The following is a 13,518-nucleotide window of genomic DNA, read 5'->3' as shown; positions in this document are numbered from 1 at the left end:
CTTGTTATGCTCGAGTGTATTAATTATGTTTTTTTCTAACATTAAATAAATAATATGAGTTTTCAACATGTTTTGATATAATAATATAGAGTTGTGGTATGTTGTTGAGTATAGGTTTTTAGTATTATTTGTTGTAGTACTTTGGGTGTTGGAATTATTGCATATTCTATAATGCAGCTATAATCAAGCTGAAATTTTTGATTCCTATATAGATGGATAAATCAGTGTTATTTACATTATAAAACTGTGATATATAAATATGGTTATTGATAAGTGAATGCTAGAGTTTATCTCAATTTATTGTGCATAATGTTTAGCTTGTCTGTAATTTATTATAAATATACATCTGTTACGGGATTTTAATGCTCTTGTAGTATAAAAAGTATTTCTTTGAGAAAAGACTTAACTTACGTTTGTTAAATCAGTGAGATATTTTATATTGGTTGTGATGAGTGTTGTAATTATCATGTCATGTATTAGAAGATAAATTATTGTCAATTGTTATATCAAGTCTATGGAACATAATTTTTCTATAGTGACATTTAATGTTTTTCACGTATAAAAGGCATTGCTGGATATTATGTTCATCTAATTTAAGGAATAGTTAAGCCAGTTATGCTGAGATTGACTAATTAAAATAAATTTACTGATAAAACTTTTGAAAAGGTAGAGCATGTTTTTTTATTATACAGGTGATAATACTTGTTTTCAGTGTTGATGCAGTGAATGTTAGGTGCTATTCTTAAAATTTAGGTTATTTTGTATATGTTGCATGAAAAGTGAACTGGATAAAGTTGTCATTTATACTGATGGGGCATGTTCTGGTAACCCTGGTCCTGGAGGATGGGCAGCAGTTTTATTGTTTGGTGAAAATGAAAAAACAATCTATGGGAATAGTTCTAATACCACCAATAATAGGATGGAACTCACAGCAGTTATTGAAGCTTTAAAATTGTTAAAAGTAGCATATGATATTGATTTATATACTGATAGTGTGTATGTTAAGGATGGTATTACGTTATGGATCAAAAAATGGAAGGTTAATGGGTGGAAAACTGCTAGTAAAATGCCGGTAAAAAATTTGGAGTTGTGGTTGGAATTGGATAGTCTTGCGAGTTTTCATAAAGTTACGTGGTATTGGGTTAAAGCTCATGCAGGCAATTTGTATAATCAAAAAGCAGATATGCTCGCGCGTAGTCAGATTGTTGGGTGAGTTTTTGTTGTGTGCTTATATTTACATTCTAAAGTATTAGATCGATTTAGTAGGTAAATGTATATTGTAAATGGTATTGTGGATAATACTGCTGTATATTAATTTAGTGCTCATTTATGCTAAAAAAAAAATTGTAAAATTATTCTTTGTACTGATAATACCTGTAATGTGTGGTATATCTTACCTGTATATTCATGATAAAGATGTTATAGAGATTAATGCAAAATTTTTAAATTTTTGTATCAAGCATAAACTTACTACAATTTTTCCTGATTCAGAGATAGATATAGGTGGTACTACATTAGCTTGGCAGAATAAGAGTGAAAATTTTGTTTTGTCGTCACGGGATATTACGATTAAAAGTCCCAAACTTGGGGCAACTATCACAATACCTAAATTCTTGTTATATTCTAAAATTGGAATATTGTTTTTATGGGGAAATTGTGATTTTTCTTATATTGATATTCCTAAAGTCCATGTTAAATTCTATAACATCCAAAAGAAAATTGAAATAAGCCCTGTAAAAAGTTCTGTACAAATCCTCAAGGATATAATGTTGAAAGCGATAAAGTTGGATATGGCGGTGTTTATTAGGAACGCTGTTATTGCTAAAAGTGGTAAAGAGGATTTAGTGATAAAACAACTTAATGTTAAAGTGGATAGGGGATATGATAAAAATACGATTGATTTCAATGTGGAGAATGACAATTCTTTTATCAGTATGACAGTGCATGAACATTATAAAGGTATAATGTCCTTTGAGATATCGTATGGTAATTTTAATACTAAGATATTGGGATATTTAGGTAATTTAAATGATCAACTTCCACTATATGAGAATTTGAATTTTAGTGGTGATGTTATTCTGAAAGTTAATGAGTATGGTGAGATTACATATAGTGATATAAACGTTCAAAGCATTAAAGGGAATATCCCTTGTGTTTCTTCTCATAAATGCTACATCCATGATTTTAGAACGAGATTGGTATATCAAAATGATGTTCTGTCCGTGAAAAATTTTTCTTTGTTATTAGATCAAAGTAAAATAGTTGCAACAGGGGCAGTTGACAATGAAAATGTAAACTTAAATTTTAACATTGATGTTATATCACCAAGAACGCTATGTAATTATTGGTTTGTTAATTTATATCCTGATTTAAATCATTGGTATTGTACTAATGTTATAGAAGGAAAAATGAGTGATATTAGACTTCAAATCAAAGGGAAACGTGATGAGATTTTCGTTCATGATGATCTGTCAAGTTATAATGTTAGTGCAGATATAGAAAATGTTTCAATAAAATTTAATGATGATTTTGATCCAGTACGTATAGTACATGGTAAATTGTATTTACGTGATAATCAATTTTTTATTACTTCTGATAACTCAAATTTTAAAGGTATGATTGTTCAAGGTGGGGTATTAAAGATAGAAAATTTAAAAAATGTAAATGCGGTAATGAGTATTAGTGGTAGTTCTGTAGGTAGTATAAAACAGTTATATGGAGCAGTGAATAAGGAACAATTTATACCACTAGATGATAACAAAATTTTTGGTGATTGTCATACTAGCTTTGATTTTAAGATATTTAATTTGCTAAATGATAATGTTGTAAATTATGAATCTTATATACATACGCAGATTAAATCTTTTAAAGCTGATGGTGTTTTAGATACTTTTGATGTCTATGATGCAAATGTTGACATTACGTTGCATGGTAACGATGTGAAAATAGATACTCAGGGTTATATGAATGGTTATCCTATGTTTTTAAAAGTGGATAGAAATTTACGGGATAATTATAAGTTTCACTATGAATTTGCAGGGTATATTTCAACTAAAAATGTGAATAAGTTAGAAATTTTTAGGTGTGAAAATTGTTCAGGGGTAATGAAATCGAATCTACAATGGGATATTAATGGCAATAATACGATTATTTCAGGGGATATTGACATTTCTCAGTTGAAACTTCATATCAATGGGTTGCCAAATAATAGTTTTGATGGTCTAGTGAAATTCTCTGCTTCATTTAAGGACAAAAATGAGGTCAAGATAGATAATGCATCTATAATTGGTGAAGGTGTAGACATAGAATTGAATGGTAAAGTAGGCAATAATGTAGAATTATTGTTAAATAAGATAAGGTTAAAAAATACAGATATTAAAGCTGAATTGAAACGAGATAGTGATTCTATTACAGTAAAAATATTTGGTAAATCTTTGGATTTAAGCACTATTGATTTCTTTGAGGCAATGAAAGGGCAATCTCAGATTAAGCAAACCAAGGTTGATGTTAATGTAGACCGCGTTATAATGAAAAATAATGTTGTGACTAGTAATATAGACTTTAACTTAGATTGTTATGGTAATGTTTGTCCTAATGTTAAGTTAACAGGAAATTTTTTAGATAATAGTAATTTTAATGTGGAGTATGGCCCTATTGGGCTAGAGATAAGTACTAATAATGCAGGAGAACTTCTTCGGGCAATGGATATTTTGAAAGTTGTAAATAAAGGAAATTTATCTTTTTATATGTATCCAGTAAAAACTAGTGAAGTAACTTCTGGTATGTTTTCATTAACAAATTTTCATATTGTCAATGCTTCTATTTTGGCTCAAATATTAACATTATCTTCACTGAAAGGGGTTGTTAATACGTTAAATGGTAAAGGAATATACTTTAATACATTGAATGTACCATTTACTTATCAAGATGATTTAATAAATATAAATGAGTCTTGGGCAGAAGGTTCTGAATTAGGTATTAGTTTAGGCGGAGAGATTGATCTCAGTACGAAAATGTTTAATATAAAAGGACAAATAATTCCTGCATATGTAATTAATAAGATCATATGGCAAACTCCAATTATCGGTAAATTATTAACTGGAGGACAGAGTCGTGGTGTTATTGCTATAGACTATAAAGTAAAAGGGACAGATAAAGATCATGATTTATCAGTTAATTTAATGTCTATTTTAACACCTAATTTATTAAAAAGAGGGTTGAAAGTATTTGATAGTAAGTTAATAAAGAAAGAGCATGTAAAGAAAAAATCTAATAAAGTAGATGAAATCAAGTAAGCATGGTATCATGAAGCATGTTAAGATCCATGTAATTGATGGTAGATTTTGCTTGGAGTGAAAAAATGTTAATCTAATGTTTCCTGTACATAGATTAGAGATTTCTGCATGCGATTTCATTTGCTTTAATGCTGTGGTAATCAACAACAGGTAATGCAAATAAAACCGAAGTTCAAATTTTTTAGAATGTTATCTATCTTAGTTCAACTATAATAACTATTAACATCTCTATAGATACATTTAGTTGATTATATACTGAACTGCTGTTGCAGGAATTTTAATATGTTATATAATCTTAAAATTGTTAGATTTATAATAGTAGCAATTGATACTATAGGAGTATTGATCATAATAATTTCATGGATGCAAGGGATTTGCAACATTGATTTATCTATTTTTCCATACATGTAAGTATAATTTTTAGGATATTTAGTAATAAATTTATAAAAATCAATTAAATGTAAGTAGAAAATAAAATTGACTATTGTAATAGCTACTATTGATCGTAATTAATTTATGATATTAGGAATTTGTATATTGCATCTTTTTGTGCCTAATATATAATTTATTATATCTGTGGTTGCTGTATTTTAAGTTACTAGCTAATAAAAAGGGAATTTAATGAGTGAGGGCTCTGCTGCTAAAGTTAAGTATTCTAGGGTTTTACTGAAAGTATCTGGTGAAGCATTAATGGGAGAGAAAGGCTTTGGGTGTGATATGGAAGTTCTGGATAAGTTATCTCATGATCTCAAAGAAGTTCATAGCTTTGGAGTACAGCTGTGTCTGGTTGTAGGTGGTGGTAATATATTCCGTGGTGCATCAGCTTCAGCATCTTTTGGATTTGAAAGAGCTAGTAATGATTATATAGGAATGCTAGCTACTATGATGAATGCTTTATCTTTACAAAATGCTTTGGAGAAGGTGAATGTTCAATCTAGGGTTTTATCAGCAATTCCTATTACTGCTGTATGTGAGACATATATTAGAAGACGTGCTATACGTCATCTAGAGAAAGGAAGAGTGGTCATATGTGCTGCTGGAGTGGGTAGCCCATTCTTTACTACAGATACTGCAGCTGCATTGCGTGGTATAGAGATGGGTTGTGATGCTATATTTAAAGGTACACAGGTTGATGGAGTGTATTCAGCTGATCCTAAAAAAATTGCTGATGCAGTAAGGTATAACAAAATTTCTTATCGTGATTTATTATCGTTAGATCTGAAAATTATGGATGTTGCTGCTGTGTCTTTGGCTCGAGAACATTCAGTACCTATCATTGTGTTTAATCTAGGTAAGCGTGGTAGTTTTGCGGATATAATCCGTGGGAACGGTTTGTATACAACAATATGTAATTGAATAAAAATATTGGGATGAGTAAATGATAAGCGAAGTGAAACAAGATGCTAAAAATAGGATGGAAAAGACTTTATCTGTATATTTAAGTGATATTGATGGTATTAGAACGGGGAGAGCAAGAACTTCAGTCTTAGATGGAATTATTGTTGAAACTTATGGAGGGCGTGTAAAGTTAAATACTATATCAAGTATATCTGTGTCTGATAATAAAACATTGATGATTAAGGTATGGGATTCTAATAATATGGGGGCTATAAAGACTGCAATTATGAATTCAAATCTCGGATTTGGTTTTTCTTGTGAAACAACAACAATTCGTTTAACTATTCCAGATATGACACAGGATATGAGAAAAAATCTAGTTAAGTTGTTAAGTAAGATTTCTGAAGATTGTAGAGTTTCTGTTCGTAATATACGTAGAGATATTATGGATAAGTTAAAGGTAATGCAAGATAATAAAGAGATTTCTGAAGACGATTTACGTGTAGCTGGGGTAGAAATACAAAAGATTACAGATGATGCTATGAAAAAAATAAATGATGCTTTTACTTCAAAAGAGAAAGAATTGTTACATGTTTAACTCTGATTGTAATTTTCAAAAGCATCTTTTCTTACTAATAATTTATTCTATGTGTAGTTAATAGCAGCTTATTGTTTAATTTTTACAATAATGCACCTGATGATCATACATAACTTCAGATGAAAAAATCCATCTTTCACACTTTAATAAGTCCTGATGTGATTTATATATGTAGTTCTTTATAGTCAAGTTCTTTCATAACGCCTTTCTATTTTCAGAAGATAGGGTATTGATTTATGTTGCTGATGAGTTCTTTATTTACATATTTAATTTTGTGTATAAATAACTGTAATAATTGTACTTTGTTTAGTGAGTAAGGTATATGCTTCTAAAATTGATATGTTAGTGATGTAAGGTTTATCTAATGTTATATAAAAATGGGGTATTTGATAATTTTTACATATAAATGCAATATCCTAATGTTAATCTGCGTCACGTATATTGCATGATAAAGGTAAATAAAATGTGTTTTGATTTTTTATAATTTTAGTTAACATTGTGCTGAGTTATATTTATAATATAATTAATTACTTTATATTAAAAAGTATCTTGGTTTAACAATATTTGGTTGGAACAATGGTAAGTGGTAGTTTGTTTGTAAGGTCATTGTCGTCTGTATTCATTTGTGCTGTTGTATCCTTGTCCTTATATTTTGGAGAAATTAGCTTTTATATTTTGTGTTTTCTTCTTGCTGTGGTTTCTTCTGTTGAATTGTTGAATATTATGCAGTGTAAGAGGTTATATTATGTTCCTGCGTTTTTTATTGTAGTAATACCTTATGCATCTTTAGTATATATTTATAACTTATTGAATGGAGAAATAATCCTGATATGGTTAATTACTGTTGTTTGGGGAACGGATATAGCTGCATACTTTGTTGGTAAGAATATTGGTGAGAAAAAGATAATCCCTATGATTAGCCCTAATAAGACATGGGCAGGATTGTTTGGAGGTGTAGTTGCTGGGGCATTTATCAGTGTTATTGTATCAATAATTTTTGGGATATTTTTTGTATTTCATGCATTTATTGCAGGTATTCTTATAGCAGTTGTTGCTCAAATTGGTGATATTACAGAATCTTGCATAAAACGCTTATGTAAAGTGAAGGATAGTGGAACTCTCATTCCTGGACATGGGGGTATTCTTGATCGCATGGATAGTTTTATTTTTACTGCACCACTAGTTGCTTATTATGTTCAAAAGTTCTCTAGATTTTTTCTAACATAACAAATAATAGAAGGTTGTTTTAATCTATTTATTTATTTTAGGGTTTTAAGCCTAATTTTTCTAATAAAAATGGTTAATATTACAGCCTTATATATCAAAATATAGCAAATTATTATTTATTTTCTCTGTGCACTGTTATTTCGTGTAATAAATTTAATTTATCTAATTAATAGTTAAAAATATTAAAGAAATTCTATAAATCTTTCTTCTATATAGTAAATTTTTTAAATAAATTTCTAGTATTTATTATTAATATATGTTATTTCTTAATAGAATTACTTAATTTTTTTATAATATGAGTTTATTTAAGAGGTTCTAATGCGTGATATATCTAATCTTTTATATTTCTATTGTTATTCAAAATTGGGAGAGATAAGTGGAAAGCTATACATTATGCATTGTGAAAAATTAGAGGAGAATACACAGCTGTATAAACCATTGACTTTGGATGAAGTGGCATTGATAAGACTTGCTAGTTATGCTTGTGATGTTTTAAGTGACCCAGATGTAATTGGACGTATGAATTTAGATAGAGATGTTGTAAAAGCTATAAAGTCTAAAGTGTCTTGTGTGATAGATTCTTTAATTGACGTCTATAATAATATGATTGATATGCGTATTCATCCTGGCCGAAATAATAACTTAGTGTTTATGACAGAATTATTACTATATAAGATCAAAAATACTTCAAGTACGATAAGGTATTTATGTCAGAAATTAATAAAGTATAGCAATGTAATAATGAGAGATGATTTTTTATATATATGTCTTGCAGTTAATAATCTTGACTTTTTTACCTATAATATACAGGAATATGCTAACAATATAAATTGTGCACTATTAGAATCGTGTAAGTTAATTAATACAATAAATATTCCTGCTACAACAGAGTCAAAAATATCAAGTTCCCGTATATTAGCGGACCTAGATTTTGATAGGGATCGTTATTTGTGTAGTTTGAAGGATAGAGTTATGTCTGACTTAGTTCCGCTGTATGAAAATTCTCTTGCTGAGTTGGGATGTAGATATGGATATAATATGTCATTTTTGTTTCAGTCTGTGATGGTATCTATTCAAGATTATGACCGACCTTTTTCTAAAGGATCAAGATTGGTTGTGTTAGATTCTGGAAAAATATCTTTTATTAATGATTTTACAAATGGCTTTATTTTGTATCATCGATCAATTAACCGATTGGGTAAGAATGGTCTTATTGTTTATAATACTTCTGCTAATATAGGTTTAGAGACGTTGTCTTCTCGTAATCAAAAAGCCCAAGAAGATAGTGTGACTATTTTATCTAGTAGTGATGATGAAGAGTTAATAACTCCTATAAAGCCTGTTGTAAGTAAAGAGAGATAGTATATTGTGATAAGTAACTATAAATATCTCTATACAGTGTGGTAGTAATTTATTCAGTTGCTAAAAATTATGTATGAAATTTTAGTCTTTTGTCTTTGTGTATTTTCAGAACTATAAGTGTTTTATAATCTTATATTGCCGGAAAAGCACGTCTTTTTTTGTGAATTGTCAGTACATTACTGTGTATTGATAAATAATATTATTAATTTCTATAGTATTGTTTTAATATATTTAATGAATATATATTAAATGTTGTTAGTGCTATTTTGGTAGAGCTATTAGTAGTATAGAGTATAATGTAATGTTTCTTATATTGGTGAAAACTTTTTTTAACAAGCTTGTATTCCTTGAATTTATTAGTTGCTTTATCGAAAGTTACTTAATAAGGATCTTTAGTATGCAAAATATAACTAATCTGCTGTAATTATCTGATATATGGATAGTCAAGTAAAATAGTTCTAGAGAATTATGTGATTATCATTGTTATGAGCTATATAACTGTCAAATTGCATGATATAGCTATGAAGTAATAATACGGACGTTGTTTATGCTGCTTGTGTTATCTCAGGTAGTAAATATGTTCAAGAATTTACTACTCTTAATTAGAATGTTGTAAGTGAAATTACCTGTAGTGTATCATTTATTATTCATAGTTTGGTACAACTGAATCATCTTAAAAGTTATGCTGAATATCTTGGTGTTGAATCCTTTGTTAATGGATGAAGTGTATGAATAATATTTGTAATGATTTAATAAAGTTCTCATAAGTCCAAGATTTATGGTTTGGGTATTGCTAAATAATATAAGGTTTTGTATCAAGCAGATAGAAAGATGTATAAATGGAAACATAATGTTCAAGTATATTATTCAATTAAAAAATCGTGATGAACAAAATATTCCAATCCAGAAGATTATTATATGTTTCTGTCGATGTAGAATTATGCGTTTAGATGCTTATGTTGAGTTTGTGATAGACAGGTCAAGAATAGTATAATCTCTATGTTTAGTAATATTACTCATTCAGATAGAAAAATGTATAAATGGAAACATAATGTTTAAAGTTAATTATTCAATTAAAAAATCGTGATGAACAAAATATTCCAATCCAGAAGATTATTATATGTTTCTGTCGATGTAGAATTATGCGTTTAGATGCTTATGTTGAGTTTGTGATAGACAGGTCAAGAATAGTATAATCTCTATGTTTAGTAATATTACTCATTCAGATAGAAAAATGTATAAATGGAAACATAATGTTTAAAGTTAATTATTCAATTAAAAAATCGTGATGAACAAAATATTCCAATCCAGAAGATTATTATATGTTTCTGTCGATGTAGAATTATGCGTTTAGATGCTTATGTTGAGTTTGTGATAGACAGGTCAAGAATAGTATAATCTCTATGTTTAGTAATATTACTCATTCAGATAGAAAAATGTATAAATGGAAACATAATGTTTAAAGTTAATTATTCAATTAAAAAATCGTGATGAACAAAATATTCCAATCCAGAAGATTGTTGTATTTTCCCGTTAATGTAGAATTATGCGTTTATATGCTTATGTTGAGTTTGTGATAGACAGGTCAAGAATAATATAATCTCTATGTTTAGTAATATTACTCATTCAGATAGAAAAATGTATAAATGGAAACATAATGTTTAAAGTTAATTATTCAATTAAAAAATCGTGATGAACAAAATATTCCAATCCAGAAGATTATTATATGTTTCTGTCGATGTAGAATTATGCGTTTAGATGCTTATGTTGAGTTTGTGATAGACAGGTCAAGAATAATATAATCTCTATGTTTAGTAATATTACTCATTCAGATAGAAAAATGTATAAATGGAAACATAATGTTTAAAGTTAATTATGCAATTAAAAAATCGTGATGAACAAAATATTCCAATCCAGAAGATTGTTGTATTTTCCCGTTAATGTAGAATTATGCGTTTAGATGCTTATGTTGAGTTTGTGATAGACAGGTCAAGAATAGTATAATCTCTATGTTTAGTAATATTACTCATTCAGATAGAAAAATGTATAAATGGAAACATAATGTTTAAAGTTAATTATTCAATTAAAAAATCGTGATGAACAAAATATTCCAATCCAGAAGATTATTATATGTTTCTGTCGATGTAGAATTATGCGTTTAGATGCTTATGTTGAGTTTGTGATAGACAGGTGTCAAGAATAATATATCTCTATTAATACTACTTCATTTTCATAGAGTGAAAGCAGGGTATGGTTATTCATATGAGATAGTAGAGAATATAGAGTATTTTTTGGTACATAGTTAGTTCTTGATGACGTGAAAGTTAACATTAATTGATAATTTGAGAAAATAGTAATTTGTTGAAGATTTTCTTGGAAAAGAAAAATCTCTATTTTTTGTACTATAGACATAAATCAACAGATGATGATTTTTTGTATTAAACAATTTTTTTCCAAGTTGGAAAAAGTAGAAGAGTATTAAACATTAGCTTTTTAAACTTTTGGTTTAGATATAACTTGATTGTTGTTGTGCAACTTTAAATATAATTCTTATAATACAAGATCTATTGATAAATTAATAGAATTCTTAAACTTTATAGTATATTCTAATATGGTTACTAATATGGATAATTTTAATAAATTTATAAGCTCTTGCCTAAAGCCAGTGATTAGGTTAAGGAGTAAGAAATTATATAATAGTTTAGTTGCTACGACTATTCATAATTCTGTTCAGTGTGATTTAGATGTTATGATAAAATCATTAATGCAACTTATTGATAGTGCACATAATATTTTGAGTAATCCGGGTTTAATAGATCGGGTGGGTCTAAATGCTGAAATAATAGAACAAATAAAATTTTTATCATATTCTATTGTATCTGAGTGGGCTAGTGCAGTTGATGAATTTGTAAATAATAGTACTACTAATAATCACCTGAGTCTAATTTTATTTAGAAAGTTATTGTTAAGTACTACATTATCTTTATGTACAATTAAGGTTAATTGTAGATTATTGATAAAAAATAGTGATTGTTCTTTAAGAGATTTCCTGTTGGTGGCATCTGCTGTTGATATGGTAAGGTTGTTTTCTAAAATAGTGAATAACCGTATTGCTTATAAAATCACAGAGTGTATCTCTATACTTGATACATCTTCTAATGTGCATGTGAGTTCTTTATTAAGTATTGACAATATATCTGCTAATATGGGTGTAATAAATTGTTGTTAATATAAAAAAGATATTAATTTGTTGTATTATTGGTATATTAGTGGGTTGTAGTATCCTATTATTTTGATATTTTTAGATTTTTCATGTCTTGCTTAGGTGTTTTACTTTATAAGTGTTTGACTTATAGTTAATGCTTCTGTCTTACTATTGAAGATTGAATTAGCATGTTTTATTTGAAAAAAAAATTGTTCATTTAATCAATGATTAGCAATTTTCTAGTTACGCAAAGTTAATAAGAGGAATGTAGATATCTTTGTAAGAAGTTGTAATTAATATAAGTGATTTGTATTTTTTAGTATTTAATAAATAACACTGACTAGTAATTTATTCTCTATTTGTATTTTATATGTTGATTAATAATAATGGTATGAGTGACGTTACGCTTATTGTTTTTAGATAATCTAGATTTATAATTGTAGCCTTTTCTGGAGTAGATAGAGTGTTGATTTTTGGTGGATGCTTAAACAACTGGCAATTTTAAGTTAATTGATGTTATTACTAAGTGTTGAGGATAATGTGAATCTCTCGAGGAGATTGAACTATAAGTTGTATAATTTATGTAATGTAACTATAGTGTCAGTGCTATTTTAGTAGAAGGCTAGATAAAGGAAATGTCTTATAAAATATGACATAAAGATAGTTAATATTGATATATTATTTTTCTGTGTATTTTATTGGATGATGATAAATATAAAAAACAATATTTTATCGATTTTATATTTGTTGATTTGATTGTACTCTTTTTTATACAAAAAAATGAATCAGTTTTTCTATTTTATGTAAAAGACTGTTTATTGAAATAGTAAGGTGAGTATTAGTCAAAATGAATTAAATAATGTATAAGATGGACTAAAATGTACTGGTGGTCTAAGCATAAGATTTCCTTATACAGCGGGTTTATTCTGAATATATTAGGTAATATATTGAAGGAACATATGATGATGTTAGGTAGTTGATTGTAATTTGAAGTGTATAGTGGCTATATCCTATAGTTGAGAAGATGTTTGAAGTTGCAATTATCTATTATTGTGTATGATTTGATTATTAGTTTTATAATAGTATTGAGAAATTGAAAAGAGTAGTGTGTTTTTGGAAAGATTATATAGAGATAGTTCTTCTTTCATAAAATTTAAAGTAGAGAAATTCTATACTTAGCTGGATTCGACGTCTCATAATTGAGGGGTCATTTTGTGACTCAAGGAAATTGCTGAAAAAGATTTTTAAAATTGATTATCTAACTTCTATAGGAATGTTTATGATTTTATACTCTGGTGTGGGAGTTACTCTGCATGATATGGTTGTATTGTCAAAATTTGATGTGTACTAGTTAATATCAAAAAGTTTAATGTGTTTTCAGACTTAGAAATTACATAGTTATTCTATGAATGGATCCACAAATTTAAGTGTATATATTTAATCTTAAGCATGTGCAATTTTTATGAAAAAAATAAAATTTTAGAGGAAGAGAT

8 protein-coding genes are annotated in these 13,518 nt (G+C 28.0%); all 8 read left to right on the top strand.

Annotated features, from left to right (window positions below):
* The first annotated feature begins 772 nt into the window (after window positions 1-772).
* Window positions 773-1,213: a ribonuclease HI gene (gene rnhA, locus MR76_RS03655; protein ID WP_024072348.1), complete on the top strand. Its 441-nt coding sequence runs from the start codon at window positions 773-775 to the stop codon at window positions 1,211-1,213.
* Between the two features lie 70 nt (window positions 1,214-1,283).
* The gene (locus tag MR76_RS03650) at window positions 1,284-4,295 is read left to right on the top strand and encodes a YhdP family protein (protein WP_024072347.1); all 3,012 of its coding nucleotides are present in this window, start codon (window positions 1,284-1,286) and stop codon (window positions 4,293-4,295) included.
* 621 nt (window positions 4,296-4,916) lie between these two features.
* Window positions 4,917-5,651 carry a UMP kinase gene (pyrH, locus tag MR76_RS03645; protein WP_024072346.1) on the top strand — a complete coding sequence of 245 codons (735 nt, stop codon included), beginning with the start codon at window positions 4,917-4,919 and terminating at the stop codon, window positions 5,649-5,651.
* A gap of 22 nt (window positions 5,652-5,673) precedes the next feature.
* On the top strand, window positions 5,674-6,231 hold the full coding sequence (gene frr / locus MR76_RS03640) for a ribosome recycling factor (RefSeq protein WP_024072345.1): 558 nt from the start codon (window positions 5,674-5,676) through the stop codon (window positions 6,229-6,231).
* A gap of 576 nt (window positions 6,232-6,807) precedes the next feature.
* On the top strand, window positions 6,808-7,458 hold the full coding sequence (locus tag MR76_RS03635) for a phosphatidate cytidylyltransferase (RefSeq protein ID WP_024072344.1): 651 nt from the start codon (window positions 6,808-6,810) through the stop codon (window positions 7,456-7,458).
* Window positions 7,459-7,776: 318 nt separating this feature from the next.
* Window positions 7,777-8,820, top strand: coding sequence for a hypothetical protein (locus MR76_RS03630; protein ID WP_024072343.1), 1,044 nt, complete (start codon window positions 7,777-7,779; stop codon window positions 8,818-8,820).
* A gap of 850 nt (window positions 8,821-9,670) precedes the next feature.
* On the top strand, window positions 9,671-9,814 hold the full coding sequence (locus tag MR76_RS04880) for a hypothetical protein (RefSeq protein WP_158407225.1): 144 nt from the start codon (window positions 9,671-9,673) through the stop codon (window positions 9,812-9,814).
* 1,617 nt (window positions 9,815-11,431) lie between these two features.
* Window positions 11,432-12,049 (top strand): hypothetical protein, encoded by a 618-nt coding sequence (locus MR76_RS03625; RefSeq protein WP_024072342.1) that lies wholly within the window; start codon window positions 11,432-11,434, stop codon window positions 12,047-12,049.
* Window positions 12,050-13,518: the final 1,469 nt, after the last annotated feature.

This window comes from Ehrlichia muris AS145 (assembly GCF_000508225.1).
Taxonomy (GTDB): Bacteria; Pseudomonadota; Alphaproteobacteria; order Rickettsiales; family Anaplasmataceae; genus Ehrlichia; species Ehrlichia muris.
This window is presented reverse-complemented; position numbering and strand designations above follow the sequence as displayed.